Annotated in this window: 17 protein-coding genes and 3 tRNA genes; 9 read left to right on the top strand and 11 right to left on the bottom strand. The window is 65.2% G+C overall.

Translation table 11 applies throughout. The annotated features are described in order from the left end of the window. The first annotated feature begins 25 nt into the window (after positions 1-25). Together E2484_RS16975 and E2484_RS16980 are read left to right on the top strand one after the other, a co-directional pair. Positions 26-418 carry a hypothetical protein gene (locus tag E2484_RS16975; protein WP_137286386.1) on the top strand — a complete coding sequence of 131 codons (393 nt, stop codon included), beginning with the start codon at positions 26-28 and terminating at the stop codon, positions 416-418. A gap of 420 nt (positions 419-838) precedes the next feature. Beyond that, positions 839-1,318 (top strand): FlaD/FlaE family flagellar protein, encoded by a 480-nt coding sequence (locus tag E2484_RS16980; protein ID WP_137286387.1) that lies wholly within the window; start codon positions 839-841, stop codon positions 1,316-1,318. Here the strand turns inward: E2484_RS16980 and E2484_RS16985 are convergent, their stop codons facing one another. Continuing rightward, on the bottom strand, positions 1,319-2,107 hold the full coding sequence (locus tag E2484_RS16985; RefSeq protein ID WP_137286388.1) for an HNH endonuclease: 789 nt from the start codon (positions 2,105-2,107) through the stop codon (positions 1,319-1,321). It abuts the gene before it with no gap. A 46-nt stretch (positions 2,108-2,153) separates the two neighbouring features. Between E2484_RS16985 and E2484_RS16990 the strand changes: the two genes are divergently transcribed. Next, on the top strand, positions 2,154-5,723 hold the full coding sequence (locus E2484_RS16990; RefSeq protein WP_137286389.1) for a PAS domain S-box protein: 3,570 nt from the start codon (positions 2,154-2,156) through the stop codon (positions 5,721-5,723). Positions 5,724-5,882: 159 nt separating this feature from the next. Here E2484_RS16990 and E2484_RS16995 read toward each other — a convergent pair whose 3' ends face one another. From E2484_RS16995 to E2484_RS17005, 3 genes are all read right to left on the bottom strand, one after another. Next, positions 5,883-6,764 (bottom strand): DUF6920 family protein, encoded by an 882-nt coding sequence (locus E2484_RS16995; RefSeq protein WP_137286390.1) that lies wholly within the window; start codon positions 6,762-6,764, stop codon positions 5,883-5,885. 58 nt (positions 6,765-6,822) lie between these two features. Beyond that, positions 6,823-6,929 (bottom strand) — tRNA-Ile (locus E2484_RS17000). 137 nt (positions 6,930-7,066) lie between these two features. Beyond that, a tRNA-Asn gene (locus E2484_RS17005) sits at positions 7,067-7,139 on the bottom strand. 198 nt (positions 7,140-7,337) lie between these two features. Here E2484_RS17005 and cca point away from each other — a divergent pair. Continuing rightward, positions 7,338-8,705, top strand: coding sequence for a CCA tRNA nucleotidyltransferase (gene cca / locus E2484_RS17010; protein WP_137286391.1), 1,368 nt, complete (start codon positions 7,338-7,340; stop codon positions 8,703-8,705). Between the two features lie 250 nt (positions 8,706-8,955). After that, positions 8,956-9,978 (top strand): matrixin family metalloprotease, encoded by a 1,023-nt coding sequence (locus E2484_RS17015; RefSeq protein WP_137286392.1) that lies wholly within the window; start codon positions 8,956-8,958, stop codon positions 9,976-9,978. Here E2484_RS17015 and E2484_RS17020 read toward each other — a convergent pair. From E2484_RS17020 to E2484_RS17035, 4 genes are all read right to left on the bottom strand, one after another. After that, the gene (locus E2484_RS17020; RefSeq protein WP_137286393.1) at positions 9,969-10,427 is read right to left on the bottom strand and encodes a hypothetical protein; all 459 of its coding nucleotides are present in this window, start codon (positions 10,425-10,427) and stop codon (positions 9,969-9,971) included. The genes E2484_RS17015 and E2484_RS17020 overlap by 10 nt on opposite strands. 70 nt (positions 10,428-10,497) lie before the next feature. Then, positions 10,498-11,808: a S8 family peptidase gene (locus E2484_RS17025; protein WP_137286394.1), complete on the bottom strand. Its 1,311-nt coding sequence runs from the start codon at positions 11,806-11,808 to the stop codon at positions 10,498-10,500. A 102-nt stretch (positions 11,809-11,910) separates the two neighbouring features. Beyond that, positions 11,911-13,008, bottom strand: a complete 1,098-nt coding sequence (locus E2484_RS17030) for an aminopeptidase (RefSeq protein ID WP_137286395.1) — start codon at positions 13,006-13,008, stop codon at positions 11,911-11,913. A 405-nt stretch (positions 13,009-13,413) separates the two neighbouring features. Then, on the bottom strand, positions 13,414-16,038 hold the full coding sequence (locus tag E2484_RS17035) for a valine--tRNA ligase (protein WP_137286396.1): 2,625 nt from the start codon (positions 16,036-16,038) through the stop codon (positions 13,414-13,416). A gap of 219 nt (positions 16,039-16,257) precedes the next feature. Here E2484_RS17035 and gnd point away from each other — a divergent pair, with 219 nt between their 5' ends. Then, positions 16,258-17,220: a phosphogluconate dehydrogenase (NAD(+)-dependent, decarboxylating) gene (gene gnd / locus E2484_RS17040; RefSeq protein ID WP_137286691.1), complete on the top strand. Its 963-nt coding sequence runs from the start codon at positions 16,258-16,260 to the stop codon at positions 17,218-17,220. 24 nt (positions 17,221-17,244) lie between these two features. On the opposite strand, the gene E2484_RS17045 is transcribed toward gnd, so the two are convergent. Together E2484_RS17045 and E2484_RS17050 are read right to left on the bottom strand one after the other, a co-directional pair. Beyond that, positions 17,245-17,820 carry a DoxX family protein gene (locus E2484_RS17045; protein WP_137286397.1) on the bottom strand — a complete coding sequence of 192 codons (576 nt, stop codon included), beginning with the start codon at positions 17,818-17,820 and terminating at the stop codon, positions 17,245-17,247. Between the two features lie 135 nt (positions 17,821-17,955). Beyond that, positions 17,956-18,567 carry a DJ-1/PfpI family protein gene (locus tag E2484_RS17050; protein ID WP_321112691.1) on the bottom strand — a complete coding sequence of 204 codons (612 nt, stop codon included), beginning with the start codon at positions 18,565-18,567 and terminating at the stop codon, positions 17,956-17,958. 208 nt (positions 18,568-18,775) lie between these two features. Between E2484_RS17050 and E2484_RS17055 the strand changes: the two genes are divergently transcribed. The 3 genes from E2484_RS17055 to E2484_RS17065 all read left to right on the top strand — a co-directional run bounded on the left by E2484_RS17055 (position 18,776) and on the right by E2484_RS17065 (position 21,006). Then, positions 18,776-19,351: a 2Fe-2S iron-sulfur cluster-binding protein gene (locus tag E2484_RS17055; RefSeq protein ID WP_137286399.1), complete on the top strand. Its 576-nt coding sequence runs from the start codon at positions 18,776-18,778 to the stop codon at positions 19,349-19,351. A 95-nt stretch (positions 19,352-19,446) separates the two neighbouring features. After that, positions 19,447-20,883: an MATE family efflux transporter gene (locus E2484_RS17060; RefSeq protein ID WP_321112692.1), complete on the top strand. Its 1,437-nt coding sequence runs from the start codon at positions 19,447-19,449 to the stop codon at positions 20,881-20,883. A 50-nt stretch (positions 20,884-20,933) separates the two neighbouring features. Then, positions 20,934-21,006, top strand: a tRNA-Arg gene (locus E2484_RS17065). Between the two features lie 210 nt (positions 21,007-21,216). Here E2484_RS17065 and E2484_RS17070 read toward each other — a convergent pair. After that, positions 21,217-23,055 carry an IucA/IucC family protein gene (locus E2484_RS17070; RefSeq protein WP_137286400.1) on the bottom strand — a complete coding sequence of 613 codons (1,839 nt, stop codon included), beginning with the start codon at positions 23,053-23,055 and terminating at the stop codon, positions 21,217-21,219. Position 23,056 lies beyond the last annotated feature (1 nt).

The following is a 23,056-nucleotide window of genomic DNA, read 5'->3' on the forward strand; positions in this document are numbered from 1 at the left end:
GTATCTGACCGGCGAACTATCTCGTATGGCACTCCTAGAGATAAATCTCGAAAAGCCAGCCCTCGTAGAAGAGTATCAGTATCCCGGCGAAACGTCGACAGGCACCCAGTCGACCGGCGATACGACGGACTCCGAGTCGTCTGGCGGCGGCAAGGGCAAACTCCTCGGCCTGCTCGCAGTCGTGGCCGGAGTCGGCCTGCTCGTCTGGAAACTCAAGAGTCGCGGCGGCACCGAGCAGACGGAAGTCACCGAGTTCGAGGAGGAACAGGAGTACGAACACGGTCCGGAACCCGACATCGGCCAAGACGACGTTGGCAGTGACGAGAGCGGCGGCGTGAAACGCAAGGCCGCCGGTTTCCTCGGTCTCGTGGTCGCAGTCGTCAGTCTCGTGAGCGTCGCTCGCAAGCGCCGGAACTAGAAACTGCTCTTTTGGCTCTCGTGGTCTGCTGGTCGTCGTTCGACCCAGGACGTACGGCGACTTCGGTCCGGGCGAACCGGAAGAACACCGTATTCGCAAGACTGCGACGGAGAAGCTATCTAGCTGCTCGAACCGATCAGGACCGCACCGCCCGGCACCGCGACTGCGATGGCCTCACGCCTCCCCAACCTCTTGCACGGGTGGGCGCGGCGCGGGTGGGCGCGGCCACTCGCGCCGGGTCGAAGAAGTGAGAAAACACGCGCCGAGACGGAGGCGTGGCTGTCGAGTTACTGAGGGGAGTCGGAGCCGCAGTTCCGGGAGACTGGGGTGGTCGAGCGACGATTCTCGATTTCCTTCGTCAGCCCACGGGCAAGAAAACTTAAATGGTCGGTGTGAGTTAGCCGAACGTAACCGAGTATCATGTCGACACCGACCGGAGATTACGACCTGCGCGAACTGCGTCGCCTCGCGGACCCGAACCGGGAGACCCCCGAGGTGTTCGACGACGGCGAGGGGCTGCCCGCGCCGCCCGAGGAGGTGTTGCGCCACAGCGAGCGCGACGAACTCGTCCGACTTCAGAGCCAGTTTTCGGCCGCGGGCGCGCTCCCCGAGCGACCGTATCTCGACAGTCTCCCCGACCAGTACAGCACCGAGGTCGTCGTCTTCGAGTGGCTCGACTTCCTCATCAACAAGGCCGGGTTCGAGAACACCGGCAACGCCCTCCAGTACTACGAGGAAGTCGGCTGGATAACCGAGCGGGTCCGCGAGGACCTCCGGGAGTACATGCGCGGGTTCTCCGAAGTCGAGAGCTTCGACCCCGACAAACCCGGCCCCGCCGACCTCGACGTGGACGACCACGTCCTGAGTCTGGTGTACATCGCGCGGTTGGCGTCGGTGTAGCTACGTCGGCGACCAGTCGAGTCGCTCGTTCCGGCGTCGAAGGTACTCCGGCGACGGACCGGTCCCGTCGCCGAACCGTATCTCCTCGCCGTCTCTGTCGGCCAGCGTCCGGCGGAGAACGTCGCTGTTCGTCTCGAAGGCGGGATTCAGCCTGAGTCGATACTCCGAGTCGAAGGTGAACAGGCCGCGGTCGAACGCGGCGTGATGGGTCCTGTCGAGCGCCAGCACGTTCTCGAAGTCGGCGCGCAGGTCGGCGAACTCGCTCCACGGGAGGACGTGCGCCACGTCCAGCAGGCCAACGTAGTCCACCCCCGAGACGGGACACCGGTCGCCGTACCGGCCGAGGACTGTCTCGCGGAACTCGGGATGGACCCGCCTGCCGGTCGCGGTCGTCTCGTACTCGGTGGCGGTGTAGGTCGGGACGGTGTCGGGCGTCGGTGCGTCGGCGGTCGAGTCGGGGAGTCGTCGTACTCTAGCGAGAGGATGCGGTACGTTCCGGGCGAGAGTTGCGCGATTTCGTCGTGCTGGCGGAGTTGCCGCATCGTCTTGCTGAGCGACTGGCCGTGGGTGTTCGACTCCGGAAACTCTGCTTCGAGTCGCTCGCGCGACTGGTCCAGCAGGTCCTGTCGTTCGACCACCGCCAGCCCCGTCTGCTCGCGGTAGCGTGCCAGTTCCTCCCGGACGACTTCGCGCCAGCGCGACATCTCGCGTCGGTGGACGGATCGGTCGGCCGTAGATCTTTCGCTCGAACGCGACTCCCGAACGAGGGCGGCGAGGCGTGGGTACTATTTACCCGCGAAGCTAGAAGACCCACAACGGGAGACCAACGTAGGGAATGAGAGGCCACCGCGAACAGCCACCGGAAGGGGACCGAAGTCTGTCACCGACTCCCGATTTCGGCGACGACTTCTTCGAGAAGATGGTCGCGTCGGCCAACGACGCGGTGATCACCGCCGACGCCGACGGGACGATAGTCTACGCCAACGAGGCGGTCGAAGACCTGCTGGGTTACGCACCGACGGAGGTACGGGGTCGCCAGTTCGGCGAGTTCGTACCCGACCGCCTCCGCGACCGGTACGACGGGTGGTTCGACCGCTACACCGAGGGCGACGACGGGACCCCGCTCGACGACGAGACCTACGAGGTGACGTGGGTGACCGCCGACGGCGAGGAGATGCGCCTCTCGGTGTCGGGGTTCGTCCACGTGAGCGACGGCCAACAGTTGTTCACCGGATTCGTTCGAGAGGCCCGCGACCCGGACGCCTCGACCGAGCGACTCCGGGAGGAGGAGGCGCTCATCGAGGAGATTTTCGACACCAGTCCGATTGCCGTAACGGTCAGAGGCGCCGACCGCGAACTCCTGCGGGCGAACGAGCGGGCCGCCGAACTGGTCGGCGTCGGATCCGACCAACTCCTCTACGAAAACGACGGAGAAGACGAAGAAGAAGGCTGGACCGTCTACGACACCGAGGGCGAACCGCTGACACGCGACGAGTACCCCGTCAGTCACGCCTACGAGACCGGCGAACCGGTGTACAACGAGGAGGTTATCGTCGAGCAACCGAGTAGCAAGCGGGTCCACCTTTCGGTCAACGCGGCCCCGGTCAAAGACGACGGTGAGGTCAAACGGGTCGTGAGCGCCGCCGAGGACATCACCGAACTGAAAGAGACCCAGTTCGAACTCGAACGCCGCCACGAGGAACTCGAAACCGAACTCTCGGAGGTGTTCAGCCGAATCGCCGACGCCTTCTTCGCGCTGAACGACGACTGGCAGTTCACGTACGTCAACGACGAAGCCGAGGAACTACTCCTCAGCCGAGAGGAGGACCTCCTCGGCGAGAACGTCTGGGAGGTGTTCTCCGAGGCCGAGGGAACGACGTTCCAGCGCAAGTACGAGCGAGCGATGGAGACCCAGGAACCGGTCTCGTTCGTGGAGTACTACCGGCCGCTTTCGACCTGGTTCGAGGTCAGAGCGTACCCCTCCGAGACGGGACTCTCGGTCTACTTCCGCGACGTGACCGAGCGCAAGGAGCGCGAGCAGGAACTCGAACGTTACGAGACTATCGTCGAGACCGTCGAGGACGGCATCTACACGGTGGGGACCGACGGGACGTTCTCGATGGTCAACTCCGCGTTCACCGAGATAACCGGCTACGACGACGAGGAACTCATCGGAACCCGACCGTCGAGGTTCTACGACGAAGATATCGAAGCGACCATCGAGCAGCGACAGCGGGAGATACTGGCGGGGGAGCTATCCTCGGCAACCGTCGAACACGACCTGGAGACCGCCGACGGCGACACGCTACGAGTCGAAGTCACGTTCGTGGCGCGTCCGACCGACGACGGCCACGAGCGCATCGGCGTCCTCCGGGACGTGACCGAGCGCAAGGAACGCGAGCGGGAACTCCGGAACCGCGTCAAGCAACAGCGTGCAGTCGCGGAGTTCTCGCAGGCGGCGCTCACCGACCGCTCGCTCGACGACCTGTTCGACGAGGCGGTCGAACTCGTCTGCGAAACGCTCGGCCACGACTACTGCAAGGTGTTGGAACTGTTCCCCGAAGACGGCGAACTCCTGCTCCGGAACGGAGTCGGGTGGGACGAGGGCATCGTCGGGTCGGCCACGGTCGCCGACGACCGCGGGTCGCAGGCGGGCTACACCCTCATCTCCGACGAACCGGTCGTCGTCGAGAACCTCGAAACCGACGACCGGTTCTCCGGTCCCGAACTCCTCGAGACTCACGGCGTGAAGAGCGGCATCAGCACTGTCATCGGGTCGCCCGACGGTCCGTGGGGGATTCTCGGCACCCACCACACCGAGACCGGAACGTACGCCGACCACGACGTGCAGTTCGTCCAGAGCATCGCCCACATCCTCTCGACCGCAATCCGACGGCGCGAGCGCGAGCGGGAACTCGAACGCTACGAGACCATCGTCGAGACCATCGACGACGGGGTGTACGCGCTCGACTCCGACGAGCGGTTCGTGATGGTCAACGACGCGTTCTGCGAGATGACGGGCTACGACCGCGAGCAACTCGTCGGCGAACCCGCTTCGACGGTCCACAGCGAGGCGATAAGCGAAACCGCCGCGGAGATGAGCGAGACCGCCGCAGACCGTCCCGAGAACGCGGTGCTGGAGTTCGACCTACAGACCACCGACGGCGACACGATTCCGGTCGAAACTCGGTTCGGTCCGTATCGGTACGACGAGACGCGGTTCGCCCGGACCGGAGTCGTCCGCGACGTCACCCAGCGAAAGTGGTTCGAGCAGACCCTGACCGCGCTCCACGAGTCGAGTCGGGAACTCCTCCAACTCGAAACCGAGTCGGCGGTCTCCGAGTCGGTCCTCCGGACCGCGGCCGACGTACTCGGCATCGAGGGTGCGGCCATCTACCTGTGGGACGACGAGGAGGCGCACCTCGTTCCGACTGCGAACACGGAGTACGTCGCCGACATCTTCGGCGACCTGCCGGCGTTCGAACCCGGCGACACCGCCATCACCTGGGAAGCGTTCGCCGACGGTCGGACCATCGCGTTCGACGACGTTCGGGAAACCGACCTCACACACCGCGAAGACACGCCGCTCCGAAGCGGCATCTGGATTCCGCTCGGCAGTCACGGCGTCCTCGCGGTCGTCTCCGAGGAAGTCGCCGGGTTCGGGTCGGACGAGAAGCAACTCGCCGACCTGCTGGCCGCCACCGCCGAGGCCGCCCTCGACCGAGTGGAACGCGAGCGCGAACGCCGCGAACACGAGCGCAAGCTCGAAGAGCAGAACGAGCGACTGGACGCCTTCGCCAGCATGCTGGCTCACGAACTCCGGAATCCGCTGGAGATCGCCCAAATCTACCTCGACATGGGCGTCGAGAGGGCGGTCGGCGAGGGCGACGACGGGTCGGCGTTCCGCGAGGTCGAACGCGCCCTCGACCGCATCGAGGAGATGATAGAGACCCTGCTGGTCGTCACGCGCCGCGGCGGGTCGGTGGACACGACCGAAGTGCTGAATCTGGGCGAGGTGGCCCGGGAGTGGTGGGACGACCTCGACCCCGACGGGACGCTGGCGGTCGAGACCGACCGCGAGATTCTGGCCGACCCCTCGCGCCTCCGCCAACTGCTGGAGAACCTCTACCGGAACTCGGAGGAACACGGCGGACCGAACGCCGACGTTCGGGTCGGCGATCTGGAGGACGGCTTCTACGTCGAAGACGACGGACCCGGCATTCCCCCCGAGGAGCGCGCAGACGTCTTCGAACCCGGGTATTCGAGCAGTAACGTCGGCATCGGGTTCGGGTTGGCGGTCGTCGAACAACTGGTCGAGGCTCACGGCTGGGACTGCGAAATCACCGAGAGCGAGTCCGGCGGCGCGCGCTTCGAGTTCACGAACGTCGAGTTCGCCGAGAAGTGACGGCGGTCTTCGGTCGACGTTCGGACGTTTATTTATGTGTCTTTGCTCCATTCATAGTAGTTAAAGAAACAATATCGTGTCTCTTGCAACTGTATATCGTTCTCTGTCGGCGAGCGGCGGCGCGCTTCGCGCTCGCCGCTCGCCACCACGGGGAGTCGGTCAGTCGTCCTCACCGACGAGAGGCGGGTCACTGGCGCTCGCTCGGTGGTCGATGTCGGTTATCCTCGCACGCCAGTAACTCGACTCCCCGTCCGGCAGGTCCCACGCCACCCGGGCGTCGGTCGGGACGAGAATGCCGTTTCGCTCCCGGTAGTCACGGAAGTAGCCCGTCCACGGCGCGAAGGCGTCGTCCTCCATCCGATACCGACGCTCGGCGTGGACGCGCTCGACCCGGTTCCGGTCGTCGAAGTGGAAAGCGAGCGAGGCGGTCGTTCCGCGGTCCGTTATCGTCGCTCTGGCCGACCGGTCGTCCACGGCCTCCCACTCGACGCCCGCGCTCGGCAGGAGCGCCGTCGGGAACCAGACCGCCTCGGCCAAGTACCGGAGCAGTTCCCCGGCGTTCATCTCCGGACTGGGGTCGGCCTCGGCGACCGTGACCGTCGAGAGCAGTTTGGCACGCAGAAACCCCTCGCCCGCCGCGTAGGCGTCGACCACGCGGACCGACACCAGCGGAAGCAGTTCGATTTCGGCGTCCCAGACGAACCCCGGCGGGCCGACGGTGAAGTGCTGAGTCGCCGTGAGTGGTTTCCACCCCGCCTCCTCGTCCCCGAGTCGGAACTCGCCGCGTTGCTCCAACCGGACTTCCCCGACGTACCGCTGGCCCTCGGTGAGGACGGTCTCGAAGTATCGTCTGACGGGGTCGGGCAACCCCTCGACGTCCTCTTCCGTGAAGACCCGCTCGGACGGAAGGTCTGCGTCGGAGTAGAGTTCGTCCACAAGTCTGGCGTTCGCGCGGTCGAGGCGAGAGTCGGCGACGCGCACGGCGGCGGCCACGCCGACTCCGAGCGCGGCGAGCAATCCGAGGACGGACTCGCGTCTCATGTCGTGGCGTTCGACGCCGACTCCGAAGAGGATAGCGGGCTTCCGGAGTCGGTGAAAGTGGGCCCGCTCGGATTCGAACCAAGGAATCGCCCGGTGTCCCATGACGCTGGAACGTTCCAGTCGTCAGTATGAGCCGGGTGCTTTACCAGACTTAGCTACAGGCCCTCGGATGCAGGTAAAGCGTCTGTTCTTTAAATCACTTCGGTTTGTGGCGACGACATACCCGGGAATCAGGCCGAGGACGGTGCCACTCGGTTCACAGGCGACTCGCTCCGCGATTCACGATAGCGGGCCGAGAGAAGCGCCGTCGCCAGGACTCGAACCTGGGACCACCACGTTAACAGCGTGGCGCTCTACCAACTGAGCTACGACGGCATCCGGCTACATTCGTGCATATGCGGGAGTCATTAAATAGGACTTTCGCTTTGGTCCCGACGCCGTGAGGCGTTCCCACGATGGCGACGCGCGAATCGGCGTCGTCCGAGCGGAGAACGCGACGACCGCGCGGTCGTCTACTGCCCCTCGGCGGGCGAGACGACACGTTTTCGGCCGCGGGCCGAGAATCGACGGGTAATGACCGGCGAGGACGACGACTTCGAGGAGGTGGTCGCCGCGGTGCGCGAGCAAATCGACCCCGGGGAGAGCGAACGCGCCCGGATGCGGGAGGCCGTGGCGGCGCTGGCCGAGCGCGCCGAGGACGCTATCGCGGACCTGCCCGTGGCGGGCGACGTGATTCAGGTCGGGAGTACCGCCCGCGGGACGTGGATCAGCGGCGACCGAGACATCGACCTGTTCGTCCGGTTCCCCGCCGACGTGGAGCGCGAGGAGTTGGAGTCCTACGGGCTCGAGGTGGGCCACGCCGTCCTGCCGGAGGGCCGCGAGGAGTTCGCCGAACACCCCTACGTGACCGGCGAGTTCGACGGCTTCGACGTGGACCTCGTGCCCTGTTACCGACTGGACTCCGCGACCGAGATTCAGTCGGCCGTGGACCGCACGCCGTTCCACACCGAGTACCTCGACTCGCGACTCGATTCCGACCTCGCCGAGGACGTGCGCCTGTTCAAGCAGTTCCTCAAGGGCATCGGCGCGTACGGGAGCGACCTCCGGACGCGGGGGTTCTCGGGCTATCTGACCGAACTGCTCGTCCTCGAACACGGCGGGTTCCGGGAAGTCGTCGAGGCGGCCGCCGACGACTGGCACCCGCCGGTTCGGTTCGACCCCGAGGACCACGGCCGGGCCGAGTTCGACGACCCGCTCGTGGTCATCGACCCGACCGACCCCGAGCGCAACGTCGCCGCGGTCTGCGCCGCCGAGAACGTCGCGCGCCTCCAGCACTACGCCCGCGAACTCCTCGCCGACCCCCGCGAGGACCTGTTCTTCCCCGACCCGACCGAACCGCTCTCCGGCGAGGAGGTCCGCGAACACGTCGCGTCCCGCGAGACGACCCCGGTGGCACTCCGGTTCGACGCGCCCGACGTGGTGGAAGACCAACTCTATCCCCAACTTCGGAAGTCGCTGGCCGGGGTGTGCGACGAGTTGGACCGCCGAGGGTTCGACCCGCTCCGGGCCGACGAGTTCGCCGACGACTCGGCGGTCCTCCTCGTGGAGTTGGAAGTCGCCGAGCGCCCGGCCGTCGAGCGCCACGAGGGGCCGCCGGTCCACGTCCGCCAGCACGCCGAGGGGTTCTACGAGAAGTACGCCGACGACCTGGAGGTGTACGGTCCGTTCGTCGACGGCGACCGGTACGTCGTGGAGCGCGAGCGCGAGTTCGAGACGGCCGTGGAGTTTCTGGAGAGCGAGGGTCTCTTCGACGTGGCGCTCGGCGTTCGCGTCGAGTCGGCGCTCGAAGACGACTACGTCGTGCTGGTCGGCGAGTCGATCGCGGAACTGGCCGACGAGTTCGGCGAAGAACTGGCGGCGTTCTTCGACCCGAAGCCGTAGGGCAGAGGTCGGTTCGTCGAGGGCGTCGGACTCGACGGTGTCCCACTCGGGGAGGACGACGGTCTTGTCCACGTGCCGACGGGGCCGGCCGAGACGGCATCGAAGGTCGTGTCGGTCGGGTTAAGCCGGGCTTTCCGCGCCGGTCGGACTACCTTAGAAATCGAGTCCCGATTCTAGTCCCATACTGCGGATTTCGACCGCGTGAAACCCACGCCAAGTTTGATACGTGATACCGTTGTCGTAGGCTCTGATGTGGCGAACAGTGTTCGTCGCTGCCCTCCTCGTGCTGGCCGGTTGTACGACCGAGGCTCCGGGCACTGCGACGGACGACCGCACCGCCGACCAGCGGGCGTTGACCGCGGACGAGACGCCGAATCGCTCGAACCCGTGGGGGGACGAGGAGTTGACCGTCGCTATCAACAACACCGGGAACGAATCGCGGAACTTCCGGCCGCTCGTGCAGAACGCCCTCGACTTCTGGGCGAACAACAGCACGCGCTTCGCCGGGTTCTCCATCGACTACGAACTCGACCCGAACGCCTCGAATCCCGACCTCGTGGTCGAGTTCGTCGACGAAATCGAGTCGTGCGCCAACGTCTCCGAACCCGCAGGATGCGCGCCGTACGTCAATCAGCGCGGACAGGTCTCCCGACCGATATCCATCGAGGTCGTCGCGTCCTACTCGAACGAATCGACGCGCCTCATCCTGAAACACGAACTCGGCCACACGCTCGGTCTGAACCACTCCGCCGGACCGCAGTCGGTCATGGCTCCAACCTCGCAGTTGACCACCCTGCCGCGACCCAACGCAACCGAGCGACGACTCCCGTGGACCGACGACAACTTCACGGTGTTCGTCGAGGCGAACGGCACCGAGGACACCGACGCGACCCGCGAGCAGGTCCGACGCGCCCTCGACTACTACGCCGAAGGTGCCGACGGCACCGTCCCCGCCAACGTCTCGTTCGAGTTCGTGGACAACCGGAGCGAGGCCGAGGTAGTCGTCGGGTTCGCCGACGACCTCCCCTGCCGGGCCGGTGACACCGGGTCGTGCGGCCGAGTCCGCGGTACCGACCCCGACGGCGACGGCGCGCTCGAACGCTACGACCACCTCCGGGTCACGCTCAGCGACATCGACACCCCGGCGGTCGGTTGGCACGTCGGCTACTGGCTCGGTTACGGCTTCGGCTTCGAGAACGACTCGGAGTGGCCCGAACCCTTCCGGAACGCGACGTACGACGACCGCAGAAGCGAGTGGTGGAATCAGTCCTGAACGGCGACGATCTCCGACTCGCCGCCGGGCGCGGCCCCGGCCGCGAGCGCGCCTTCGATCGCGTACAGACTCCCGTAGGCGAGCGCGGCCGCGACTCCGAGGAGGGCGTCGTAGCGCGCGGTGAACCCGGACGGGAGCCATTGCGCGCCAGTCGCCAGCAGATAGTTCGCGGACCAGAGCGCCCCTGACGGGGTTCCCGGCTGAAACGACCACCGGATTGCGACGGCGAGCGCCGCCCCGCCGAGCAGTCCCGCGAGCAGACCGTGGCGCAGTCGAGTTCGCCACGACCCGCTGGCGAGTCGTCCGGCGAGGTAGCCGCCGAGAAATCCTCCGGCGAGGACCGCGGCGAAGGCGGGCCAGCGAGTCCCCTCCGGGAGTGCGACGACCGCGGCGAGGACCGCAATCGCGGCGTCTGTAGCCGCGCCGACGAGGACCGCTTGCCAGTCCATACCCGGCCGTAGTCACTGGACGGGCTTGGACGCTACGAAAGAAGGGGAAACGTGGAGCGTGAGTGCGCTACTACAGGCCGCCGAAGTCGAGCGCCTGGTCGGCGTTGAGTCGGCCCGCGCCGAGGTCGGCACTGCTCTGGCCGTTAACGCCTTCTGCACCGTCACGGATGGCCTGTTCGACCTTCTCGGTCGAGGCGTCGGGGGACTGGCTCCGGACGAGACCGACCGTCCCGGTCACCTGCGGCGCGGCCATCGAGGTGCCAGCGAAGTAGGCGTAGTACGCGCCGTAGATGTCCGGCGGCACCGACGAGAGCACGAGATTCGTCGGGTAGGGCCACTCGGTGTCTTCCGAGAGGGTCTTCTCGAGCGTCTCGTAGCCGCCACCGGGTGCGCCCACGTCGATTTCGTTGGTACCGTAGTTGGAGTAGAACACGCGCTCGTCGTTCGGGCCAGTTGCCGAGATACTCATCGCGCCCGAGATGCTGTTGGGCGTCGTGAAGTACCCCTCGTGCTGGAGGTCGGCACTGCTGTTGCCGGCGCTGGCGACGACGACGGTGCCGCGCTGGGTCGCGCTCCGGACCACTCGCTCGTACGCCCCGCGGATGCCGCCACCGTTGACCTGGGGCGGGAGCGGCGGCGTGCCGATGCTCATGTTCGCGGCGTCGGCGTCGATGCTGGCCGCGTAGTCGATGGCGGTGAGGATGTCGCCGACCGTGGTGAACAGTTCCTCCTCGCCGTCGTCGTCGTAGTCGGCGTAATAGAACACGCGGAGCGAGACGAGTTCGGCGTCGGGCGCAGTGCCGACGATGCCCGTGGTGCCGTCGTCGCTCGCGGCCGCGATGCCCGCGACGTGCGTTCCGTGACCGTAGACGTCGGTCTCGTCGTGAGTCACGTCGCCGAACTTGAACAACCGACCCGCGTCGGCGTCGACGTTCGCTTGCAGGTCGGGGTGGTCCACGTCGATGCCCGTGTCGATGATGGCGAGGCGAGCGCCCTCGCCGGTCGCCGTGTCGTGGGCCTCGGAAACGTCCGTGACCTGCTTGTCCCACTGGTAGGGGTAGAGTTCGTCGTCCGTGGTGGTGTTCTCGTGGTCCTTCTCGGGCTTCTCGAACTCTAAGTTCACGTCGCGGGAGACCTTCCCGACACCGTTGACGTTTTCGAGGTCGCTCCGGTCGTCGCTGGAGCCGACCACGAGATAGACGTTACCGCCGAGTTCGTGCTGGACGGCGTAGCCAGCGTCCTCGACGTTCGATTTCACGCCGCTACCGTCGGTGTTGACGACGTAGCGGGTGTCGTCCCCGGCCGCGACGGGACGAACCGCACTCAGGGTCAATCCGGCTACTGCCGCGCTCTTTATGAACGTGCGTCTCGTTTGAACCATTTTCGGAACCAATCACATCAACGAGTTGCATTAATAAATAATATGGGGGAACGGTGTAAGAAGACGATTTCTATAACGGTGTTTCAAACGAAACGAGAGTAGTTAGCCCTCGAAGCCGTCTTCCCACCGGAAGCGCCCGTTCCGCTGGACGACCTCGCCGTCGATTTCCATCCGGGAGTCCTCGCTCACGTCGGTAATCATGTCCACGTGGACCGCGCTCTGGTTGCCCTCTTCGCCCTCGGGCAGGCACGAAGAGTAGGCCCGACCGACCGCGAGGTGGACCGTATCGCCCATCTTCTCGTCGAAGAGGATGCTGTCGGTGAAGCGGTCGATACCGCGGTTCATCCCGATTCCGAGTTCGCCGAGTCGCTTCGCCCCCTCGTCGGTCGTCAGGATGTCTTCGAGCGCGTGGCCGCCGACTTCGGCCGACCAGTCCACGACCTCTCCGTCCTCGAAGGTGAGGCGAACGTCCCGGATGCGCGCACCGTCGTGGGTCATCGGTACGTCGAAGTAGACCTCGCCCTCGGTGGCCTCCGGCGCGGTGAATACCTCGCCGCTCGGGAGGTTGTGCGAGTCGTAGGCGACCGAGGCGGCGCTGTTGACCGCCGTCCTGTTCTCGATGGACATCGTCAGGTCGGTCTCGGCCTTGACGATGCGGACCTCGCTTCCCTCGTCCAGCAGGGTCTTCAGGTTCGACATCTCGTCGGCGAGACTCTCCCAGTCGCGGAGGATGGCGTCGTACACGAAGTCCTTGTACGCCTCGTAGCCCATGCCCGCGTTCTGGGCGTGAGCGCGGGTCGGATGCATGGTCGAGACCCAGTCGGTGTCCATCCGCCGGGCCTTGATGGCGGTCCGGGACTTCTTGTACGCCGACCGCTTGTCCCCCGGCGCGGCGGCCTTCGCGGCGGTGTTGTTCTTCCCGCGGAGCGACAGCACGGAGTCGGCGCGTTCGAGCATCGCCACCTCGAAGTCGGGGTTCTGGTCGAAGTCGGCGTCGTGACCGCGGATGAACGCCGACTCCACCTCGTCGGAACTGTAGGTCGGAAGGACGTTCGCGCCGCGCTCGCCGAGTTTCTCGGCGACGGCGACCGCGAGGTCGTGTGCGCCCTCGTCCACGCGCATCACCACGTCGTCGCCCTCCTCGATTCGGGCGCTCCAATCGACTAGCACTTCGGCGTGGTCGTGAATTCGCTGGTCCATGAGTTGTCGGATTGGGGTGTCCGGGTGAAAACCGCGACGGTTCGCAGGTCTTCGAAGCGAGTTGCTCGGTGAGCCAATCGTACCGCACCCGAACCGCGAACACGGAGATGAACGGGAAAAGAAGCTAACTACTCCTTGAGCCAATCATACTGCACCGCACGGCCCCGCACCGCGACCGCCTCATTCCTCCCCAACCTCGTCGGCCGCATCCGCGGCCGACTCCCTCGCGGGGTTGGCGCGGTCGCGGTGCGACCGCGCCAACGCGCGCCGAACGGAGGGCAATTGAATAGGTGTCTTTAGACACCGGGATATGACGTTAAAAGTGTGAAACCGATTTTCTAGCGAAGGTTTTTATTTCTAATCCCCCGAAGAATCGAGGTCGGCGGTAGGAGAACGGCGTCGGCGCTACGGGAACACCAGCACCGTCGCGCGCTCGGTCTCCAGCACTTCGACTTCCTCGCCGCTCTCGGCGCGGTACTCCTCTTCGATGTCCACGGCGTCACCCTCGATGGTGACCTCCTCGCCGTCGACCGTCAGCGTGATCTCGCCCTCGATCTTCTTCTGGTTCTTGAGTTGGTTGAAGTCGGCGGATTCGAGTGCGCCGACGACCTGTCCCGCCTTGTCCCGGAACTGCGGCCCGATGACGCTGTGGTCTGGGTCGACGCCGACCGGGACGAGTTCGACGTTCGGTTGACCCTCTTCCGGATAGACCGGTGCGTTGACCGCCTCGCTCAGGTCGTAGGTGTCCCAGCCGCGACCCTGCTCGGAGTACACCTCGACGCGGTCGAGTTCGGCGTTGAGCGCCATCCCCTCGTCGGACTTCCACGCGCGAATCTCGCTGGCGACTTCAGCGATGAGGTCGCCCTTCCGCTCGGCCTCCTCGTCGTCGAACTCCACGGCGGGCCACGACGCGGCGTGGACGCTCCCGTCGGTTCCGGGGAGGTAGTGGTAGAGTTCCTCGGCGAAGTACGGCGAGAACGGCGCGAGCATCCGGACCGACGCCGAGACCGCGGTGTAGAGGGCGTGGCGGGCGGCGTCTCGCTCACCGGGACGACCCTCGTAGAGGCGACCCTTCACGAGTTCGAGGTAGTCGTCGGCGAGGTCGTTCCAGACGAACTCCCGGAGGGTGCGGAGCGCGGAGTCGAAGCGGTAGTTCTCCATGTCGGTCTCGACCGAGTCGATGGTCCGCGAGAGGTTCGTGAGAATCCACTCGTCGGCGTCGCGGTACGCCGGGGCCTCGATGTCGGGGGTGTCCTCGTCGAAGTGACCCGACGAGAACTGGAAGATGTTCCAGAACTTGGTGAGGAACCGGGAGGCCGACTTGACCTCCTTCCACTGGAACTGGATGTCGCTCCCGGGTTGGCCGCCGAGCGCGAGCGCCTGCCGAACCGAGTCGGCGCTGTACTCCTCGATGGCCTCCTCGGGACCGACCGCGTTGCCCCGCGACTTGCTCATCTTGTGGCCGTCGTCGCCGAACACCATGCCGTTGACCAGCGCCTCCTCCCACGGAATCTCGTCTTCGAGCGCGGTGACTCGGAGCAGGGTGTAGAACGCCCACGTCCGGATGATGTCGTGGCCCTGCTGGCGGAGCGTGGTCGGCGTGAACTCCTCGTCGGGCCAGCCCTGGACGTGCATGGGCGAAATCGACGAGTCCATCCACGTGTCCATCACGTCGGTCTCGCCCTCCCAGTCGCTCGCGCCACACTCGGGACACTCGCCGACCGCGGGGTCCTGCTCGGTGGGGTCCAGCGGAAGTTCCTCGACGCCGGCGATGTGGTCGTGACCGCACTCGCGGCAGAACCACGCCGGAATCGGCGTGGCGAAGACGCGCTGGCGGGAGATGACCCAGTCCCACTCCATGCTCTCGGTCCAGTCTTCGAGGCGAGCGTACATGTGCTCGGGAATCCACTCGACTTGTTGGGCCTTCTCCAGAATCTCGTCCTGGCGGACCTCCACGAACCACTGCTCCTTCGAGAGGATTTCGATGGGCGTGTCACACCGCCAGCACGCGCCGACCGACTGGTCGGTTGGTTCGGTGTCTTCGAGGTAGCCCTCTGCTTCGAGGTCGTCGGCGACGACGCCTTTCGCTTCCTCGATAGTCAGACCCTCGTACTCGCCCGCGAGTTCGCCGAGGTGGCCGTCCTCGGTGAAGACGGGCCGGAGGTCGAGGTCGTGTTCGGCCCACCAGTCCACGTCCTGCTTGTCGCCGAACGTACATATCATGACCGCGCCGGTCCCGAAGTCGCTATCCACGTCGTCGTCGGCGAGGAGTTCGACCTCCTGGCCGAACAGGGGCACCTCGAAGGTGTCGCCGATGCGGTCCTCGTAGCGTTCGTCGTCCGGGCTCACGGCCATGCCGACGCAGGCCGCCAGCAGTTCGGGTCGAGTCGTCGCAATCTGGATGTCGTCGTTTCCGACGCCGGGGAAGGTGACGTAGTAGAGCGTCCCCTCGCGGTCGACGTTCTCGACCTCGGCGTCCGCGATGGCGGTCTCACAGCGCGGACACCAGTTGACGGGGTGTTCGTCGCGGTAGACGTAGTTGTCCTCGTCGTCCTCGCTGGCCATCTCCACGAACGACCGCTGGGTCTTCCCCCAGTACTCGGGGTCCATGGTCCGGTACTCGGCCGACCAGTCCTGGGAGAACCCGAGCGACTGCATCGTCTCTTTCATGCCGTCGATGCGGTCCTCGGTGTACTCGATACAGAGGTCGCGGAACTCTTCTCGGGGCACGTCGGTCCGGTGGATGTCCTCCTCCTCCTCGACCTTGACCTCGGTCGGGAGTCCGTGGCAGTCCCACCCCTGCGGAAACAGCACGTCGTCGCCCTGCAACCGGTGGAATCGGGCAGCGAAGTCCATGTAACTCCATCCCAGCGCGTGACCGAGGTGGAGCTGGCCGGTGGGGTACGGTGGCGGGGTGTCGACGACGTAGTCGGGTTCGCCCTCGTGGTGGTACACGTCGGACTCGCGCCACTCTTCTTGCCACTTCGGTTCGACTTGCTCGGGGTCGTAGCTCGCGGGAATCTCGGTCATGGTGCGGTTATAACTGACTCTGTCGGTCGGGAGAGAGTCCAATCAGAAAGACGCGCCGCTGCGCTGGACGGTTCAACGTACTACCGACGCAGTCAGCCTCATACGAAGATGAAATAGTCGGGTGCTGATAAAGGTTCTCGTCTGCACGAGGGTCCCCACGTCGAAGAGAGAAGGGTCGACGGACGGAACACCTGTCGACTCGTTGCATTCTGGCTGGTGTTGGTTCGGTCAGGCAGAACCGCAACCCCTACCTCCCGTCCCCGTTCACTTTCCACCATGCAACTGGGCGTCGTCGGACTGGGCCGGATGGGCCGCATCGTCGTGGACCGAGTACTCGAGGCTGGACACGACGTGGTGGCCTTCGACTTGGACGAGCAAGCAGTCACGGACGCCGCGGACGCGGGTGCGACTCCCGCCGACTCGGTGGTGGACCTCGCCGAGCGACTCGGCGACGAGAAGCGAATCTGGCTGATGGTCCCGGCAGGCGAGGCCGTGGACGCCGCGCTGGACGACCTCGAACCCAACCTCTCGGACGAGGACATCGTGGTGGACGGCGGCAACTCCTACTTCGAAGACTCGACGCGCCGGGCGGAGGAGACCTCGGCGGCGTACCTCGACTGCGGCACCTCGGGCGGGCCGGCCGGGGCCGAACTCGGCTTCTCGCTGATGGTCGGCGGGCCGGAGTGGGCCTACGAGGAACTGACGCCGGTCTTCGACGCGGTGGCGACCGGGCCTGCGGGCCACGACCGCATGGGTCCCGCGGGGTCGGGCCACTACGTCAAGATGGTCCACAACGGCGTCGAGTACGCGCTGATGCAGGCCTACGGCGAGGGCTTCGAACTGCTCGCGGAGGGCCGGTACGACCTCGACCTCGAAGCGGTCGCCAGGACGTGGAACAACGGGGCCGTGATTCGGTCGTGGCTCCTGGAACTCTGCGAGGAGGCGTTCCGCGAGGAGGGCACCGACCTCGGCGACGTGGACGACTACGTGGCCGGCGGTTCGACCGGGACGTGGACGGTCCAAGAGGCCCTCGAACAGGAGGTTCCGGTGCCGCTCATCTATCAGGCCCTCGGCGAGCGATTCGGTTCGCGGGCGTCCGAGACCGGGCGGTTCTCCCGACGACTGGCGAACCGGCTCCGATACGGGTTCGGTCGGCACGAGATAGCTCGGCGCGAGGAGTAGAAGAGCCGTTTCGAAGTTCGACAGTTATCCGAGGACGTACTCCAACGCGGGGTATCGCTCGACTAGCGTCTCTCCACCGACCTCGTACTGCTCGATGTAGGCGTCGAGACCGAGGATGCGGCCAGCGCCGAAGGCGGCGACGACGAGGAACACGAGCATGTACGCGAAGTCGCCGTTGATGACGCCGTGGGAGACGTCCCAGTTTCCGAAGTAGAACATCAGCATCATGAGCGCGCCGAAGAACGCCGCGAGGCGGACGAACGCGCCGACGAGCAGTCCGAGGCCGATGAACAGTTCGCCCCACGGGACCGCGACGTTTGCGAACTCGACGAACCACGCCGTCGAACCCATCCACGCGAACAGGTCCGCGAGGGGGTTGCCGTTGGTCGCCGCGACGTGGGTCAGGTAGCCGCCTGCGTCGAACGGTTCAGCGGCGGCGATCTTCGTGAATCCGGAGTAGGCGAAGGCGTAGCCCATCATGAGACGGAGCGAGAGGACGAACCACGCGCTGAGACTGTGGGCGCGGCCGCGGACGGTGTAGCCGCCGATAGTACTCTTGAAAGTGTTGCTGGTTTCTGACGAGTTTGTGTTGGCAGTCATGATCGAAGGAGAAACGCTCCTATGTTTAGAGACGTCGAGTACGTTTATATAATTACTCATATATAATATACCATATATATCTATAACTTATGGCCGAGTTCGACCACCTGCATCGAACGACGCTCGCGGCGACCGTCAGCGACTCTCGTCGGACCGGCGGATCTCCCCCCGCGGTTCGTACTCGATTTCGGTCGCTACCTCCTCGGCCACCTCCTCCCTGCAGAGTCGCGCCACCAGATGGAGTGACAAGTCGAGACCCGACGTCACCCCTCCGGCAGTCAATACGTCGCCGTCGTCCACCACGCGGGCGTCCACGACCTCTGCGTCGGTCGCTCGGAGGTCGTCCAACGCGCCCGCGTGCGTGACCGCGGGCCGACCGTCCAGAATCCCGGCCTCTGCCAGCAACATCCCGCCGGTGCAGACCGCTGCGACGGTCGTCCCTCGGTCGTGGAGGTCGGCGATGGCGTCGGGCAGGTCGCCCTTCCGTGCTTCGGCCCACGCGCTGGCGTCCCCGCGGTCGTTCCATCCGCCACCGGGGACGACGAGGAGGTCGGCGTCGACGAGTCGGCCGTCGACCTCGATTCCGAGGCCGTGGCTGGCCGTGACCCGTTCAGTGGTTTCGAGCGTCCGGAGGCTGACCTCGAGGTCGCACCCGCGGTCTGCGGCGTTCGAGAAGACTTCGAAGGGAGCGATAGCGTCCATCTCGTCGAAGCCCTCGTAGACGACGACTGCGATCTTGGTTGTCACACTCGGACGTCTCTGTGAGAGGCGAAAAATCTGCGGTGTGCGGTAGTTCCGGGGGAGACAGTTCGGAAACGCGACTGGAGGCCGACGAGTGCGTTCGAGTCTACCTCGGTCTCGATCGGGTCCTCGACTCGATTCTCTCGTAGTATCACCGGCCTGATTCCGGCGGGCAATCACAATGCTGTTAAACCACCCTTCCGTAGTCCCGCGCATGGTAGACGCACTGGGTCTGGGACTCGGGCTGACGCTCGTCCTCGTCGTGGTGGCACTCCACTACTCGGAGGGCACTAAGTGGCGAACTCCCGACGACATCTCCCAAGAGGTGCTCGAACGCCGGGCCGAGACCGTGCCGGAAACCGACTTCCCCGAGCCGATGAATCGCTCCATCGGCGGCGGTGGCGGTGCGGTCGCGGTGGGCGGCGGTGCCGAAGGCGAACTCGAAGGTGAAGACGAAGAAGAGGCCGGTTTCGACCCCGCTGCCATCTCCGACGACGAGGTGGAGTACTACGAAGTCGAGTACGTCAACGAGGGCGAAACCGTCGAAGTCGCCAACAACGAGAACCTGCTGGAAGCCGGCGAGGAGGAGGGATGGGACCTTCCCTACGCCTGCCGACAGGGGCAGTGTCTCTCCTGTGGTGGCAAAATTCAGGAGGGCGACGCCCACGAGTACGTTCGGCACAGCAACAACGAAACGCTCGGCGAGGACGAAGTCGACAAGGGATACGTTCTCACCTGCACGGCGTACCCGACCGACGACTTCTCGCTCGAAACGAACGAGACGCCCTGACAGCCCACAGTCGGAGAATTCCGGCTCCTTTCCCGACGCCGGGTTACAATTTCAACCCGAAGCATTAAAATCCCAAGCAGTTCTGAGAGAGAACAGTGGCATCGACGAAATCCGACGGTATCACAGACGGCGGATTAGTCCGCCCTCTTTTCCACCTCGCGTGGCCCATCGTCGTCACCCAACTGTTGCAGGTCGCCTACAACGTCGCCGACGCCTTCTGGTTGGGTCGTTACTCGGCCAACGCGGTCGGTGCAATCAGTCTCGCGTTCCCGATCATCTACTTTCTCATCGCGTTCGGTGGTGGGTTCAACGTCGCGGGAAGTACTCTAGTCGCCCAGTACACCGGCGCGGACAGCGACGGGTCGGCCGGGAAGGTCGGCGGTCAGACGCTCGGATTCGTGGTCGGCATCGGCGTCCTTCTGAGTATCGTCGGACACTTCGGGGCCGGACCGATGCTCTCGCTGTTCCCGAGCAACGCCGCCACCGCCGACAAAGTCGTCCCGCTGGCCCAGCAGTACATGGAGATATTCTTCGTCGGTCTCCCCTTCATGTTCGGCTTTCTGGCGTTCTCGGCACTTCTCCGGGGGTACGGCGACACGCGAACCCCGATGCGAGTGATGGCCGTCACGGTCGTACTCAACGTCGTCCTCGACCCGATACTCATCTTCGGCGTCGGCCCGTTCGACGCGATGGGTATCGAGGGCGCGGCAGTCGCCACGTTGGTCGCCCGCGCGGTCGGCGGTCTCGTCGGCGTGTACGTGCTGTTCTTCACGGCCATCGGCCCGAACGTCGACTTCGGCCACCTCGTTCCGGACCTCGATTACGTCCGTGACATCGTTCGAATCGGGATTCCGGCGGCACTGGAGCAGTCCGCGGGCGCGCTCGCGATGGTGACGCTGACCGTGATGATAGTGACCTTCGAACCGGAGGTCATCGCCGCCTACGGACTCGGCAATCGCCTCATCTCGCTGGTCTTCCTCCCCGCAGTCGGCCTCGGTAAGGCGACCAACACGATGGTCGGCCAGAACCTCGGCGCGAGCAACCCCGACCGGGCCGAGCGCGCGGTCAAACTCGCGGCCAACGTCGGCGCGGCCGTGATGTTCGCGCTAGCGGTCGTGGCCGCGCTCTTTCCGGAGCCCATCGTCTCGGTGTTCATGGCGACCGGGACGAACGAGGCGGCCAAGACCGTCGAGTACGCCGCTAAGTATCTCCGGATTCGGACGGTCGAGTTCGCGTTCATCGGCGTCTTCCACGTGATGGTCGGGGCCTACCGCGGCGCGGGCAACACCAAGACCGCGATGGCGTTCTCGCTGATTACGCTCTGGCTCATCCGCGTGCCCGCGGTCTACTTCCTCGCCTTCGAGACGACGCTCGGCCCGACCGGCATCTGGATCGGCGTCGCGCTCGGCCACATCGCCGGCGCAATCGCCGCCGTGGCGTGGTTCACCCGCGGAACGTGGAAGGAGGCCGTCATCCACGACGAGCAGGTCGGCACGTCGGTCGACGCCGACCACGCCGTGAGCGAAGACTGAGTTGCGGCTATCACAATCGTTAAGCCCGCGAGCGAAGTACGACCGTGTGAGGGCGGCTAGTTCAGCGGACAGAACGCTTGGTTCCGGACCAAGAGGTCGTGGGTTCAAATCCCACGTCGCCCGTACAGACTTTTTGCCCGGATTCCGGGCGTTTATCGCCTCTTTCTCCTGGTTTTGCACTCGACCTCCGTACTCTTCGTTCGATAACCGAACGGGCGCTATCGCAACACGAGTTACGAACTGCGACGCGAACGGATTCGAACCGCTGCCACCGGAAGGGAAACTCGAAGACGGATGTGAGCGTTCCTCGGAGTCGCTGCTCCGCCGACCTCGTCAGTCGTCGGCGGAATTCGGCTTCGTCGCGTAGTCCGGGCGTCCGTCAGCGACCTCGTGGAGCGCGTTGGTCACCGTCCCGTGTTCGGAAGCGTGGGGACGGCCGGGCGCGTCGTCGTATCCGTAGTCGAAGATGCGGTTCCGGTTGAGGCCGAGCCTCGTGAACTCCGGTTGGAGCAGATCGAACAGCTCGAACCGGTCTTCCAGTTCGGGGAACTGAGCCTGATACTCGAGAATCGCCTCGCGGGCGTGCGTCCAGAACTCCCTTTCGGGGTAGTCCTCGTACTCTTCGAGAACGTCCGCGACGTACCGGAGTACGCAGACGAACAGCCCGGAGAAAATGAACTGGCAGAGTCCCTCCGGCGGTTCTTTCCTGAGCACGTCGTGCACCTCGTCGGGGAGTGCTTCCAGTTCCGGAAGCGGTTGGTCGCTGACGTTCACGTCGTCCACGAAGTCCTTGATGGCGAGGCGGGAAGGAACGCCGTCCTCGACGACCAGAATCGTGTTCTGGCCGTGGGGCGAGAAGACCGTCCCGTAGCGGTAGAGGAAGTGGAGGAGCGGCGGGAGTACCGTCTCGAAGAACTCCGCGAGCCACTCGTCGAGGGTGAGTCCCGACTGCTCGACGAGTCGAGAGACGTAGGGCTCGTTCTCGCCATCGACGTGCATGAGCGACGAGAGCGTGATGGCGCGCTCGTCGTCTTCGAGGAAGGTGTAGATGGACTCGCGCCAGATGGCCCCCAGCAGTTCGTGGTACTGGTAGGGGGAACTCTCGATGTCGGTGAAGTCCGAGTGGTCGTAGTTGACGCCGGCTATCTCGCCCGGGAGGACGAGACCCTGGTCTTGGAGGAAGTCGTCCTGTTCGTAGATTCCTTTGATGTACTCGGTCACGGTGGGCGCGAGCTCCGTCCGCTCGCCGGGCAGGCCCCGCCAGACCAGCGTGTTGAGGATTCGCATCGGCACTTTGACGTGGTGTTTCTCGTCGTGATCCACGTTGACGAAGGTCCGGACCGACTGCTGTGGCAGGTACTCGTCCGGACCTTCGCCGAGCGGGACGACGTCGTCGACCGCGATGTCGTCGGCGAACAGCGGGACGATGCTGTTCTCCCACTGCCAGTCGTGGACCGGCAGGAAGTAGTAGGCGTCCGGGTCGAGGCCCTGCGAGGTGAGTCGGTCGCGGAAGCGGTCGTAGTGGTCGCCGAGTTCGCTCCGAACGAGCGAGTCGTGTCCGACTTCTTCGGTGGAGACGAACGTGGCTTTCTCTTCGCGGACGGCAACCCACGAGAGTGTTACGGGGGTCTTCTGCTCGGGGGCGTACTGTTGGTAGTCGTCGTACCCCCAGCCGAGTCGACCTTTGTTGTAGGTGATCCACGGGTGGCCCTCCATCTCGCCTTCGAGGTGGGCGTAATCGAGGTCCAGCGGGTCGAACTCGTCGCGGTTCCGTTTGCGCGCCTCGATGTGGGCGTCGGCGAGCAGCGTCCGCTTGTACTCTCGGACGAGATTCCCTTCGGTCAGCCCATCGAGGTCCGTCGTCTCGCCGAGGTCACGGAGCAGACCGAGCGGGTCGTGGTGGTCGTCCCACGTCTCGTCCGTGCGACGCTCGACCGTGTCGCCGTGGACGTGGAGGCCGTCCATCAGTCGCTCGGTGGCCTCGAACCGATAGGCGGAGTCCCCGAGTTCGAAGCGGTAGACCGAGCGGTCGTCGCCGGTTTCGACCTTCCGCGGGGAGACGATCCCCTCGTAGGCGAACTCTTCGAGCATCTTCGTCAGGAGGCGGCCTTCGACCGTCTCCCAGATTTCCGCGTCCAGTGCGTCGTTCAGCGTCGCATCGTTCGGATTCATG

This window comes from Halorussus salinisoli (assembly GCA_005239435.1).
GTDB lineage: Archaea > Halobacteriota > Halobacteria > Halobacteriales > Haladaptataceae > Halorussus > Halorussus salinisoli.

What these genes read in the sequence shown, in the direction of transcription:
- E2484_RS17030 (WP_137286395.1), bottom strand. Translation starts at nt 13,008, where the DNA reads ATGGACCAGCGAATTCACGACCACGCCGAAGTGCTAGTCGATTGGAGC.
- E2484_RS17045 (WP_137286397.1), bottom strand. Translation starts at nt 17,820, where the DNA reads ATGACTGCCAACACAAACTCGTCAGAAACCAGCAACACTTTCAAGAGT.
- E2484_RS16980 (WP_137286387.1), top strand. Translation starts at nt 839, where the DNA reads ATGTCGACACCGACCGGAGATTACGACCTGCGCGAACTGCGTCGCCTC.
- E2484_RS16990 (WP_137286389.1), top strand. Translation starts at nt 2,154, where the DNA reads ATGAGAGGCCACCGCGAACAGCCACCGGAAGGGGACCGAAGTCTGTCA.
- E2484_RS17015 (WP_137286392.1), top strand. Translation starts at nt 8,956, where the DNA reads ATGTGGCGAACAGTGTTCGTCGCTGCCCTCCTCGTGCTGGCCGGTTGT.
- E2484_RS17035 (WP_137286396.1), bottom strand. Translation starts at nt 16,038, where the DNA reads ATGACCGAGATTCCCGCGAGCTACGACCCCGAGCAAGTCGAACCGAAG.
- E2484_RS17070 (WP_137286400.1), bottom strand. Translation starts at nt 23,055, where the DNA reads ATGAATCCGAACGATGCGACGCTGAACGACGCACTGGACGCGGAAATC.
- E2484_RS16975 (WP_137286386.1), top strand. Translation starts at nt 26, where the DNA reads ATGGCACTCCTAGAGATAAATCTCGAAAAGCCAGCCCTCGTAGAAGAG.
- cca (WP_137286391.1), top strand. Translation starts at nt 7,338, where the DNA reads ATGACCGGCGAGGACGACGACTTCGAGGAGGTGGTCGCCGCGGTGCGC.
- E2484_RS17025 (WP_137286394.1), bottom strand. Translation starts at nt 11,808, where the DNA reads ATGGTTCAAACGAGACGCACGTTCATAAAGAGCGCGGCAGTAGCCGGA.
- E2484_RS17055 (WP_137286399.1), top strand. Translation starts at nt 18,776, where the DNA reads ATGGTAGACGCACTGGGTCTGGGACTCGGGCTGACGCTCGTCCTCGTC.
- E2484_RS17020 (WP_137286393.1), bottom strand. Translation starts at nt 10,427, where the DNA reads ATGGACTGGCAAGCGGTCCTCGTCGGCGCGGCTACAGACGCCGCGATT.
- E2484_RS16995 (WP_137286390.1), bottom strand. Translation starts at nt 6,764, where the DNA reads ATGAGACGCGAGTCCGTCCTCGGATTGCTCGCCGCGCTCGGAGTCGGC.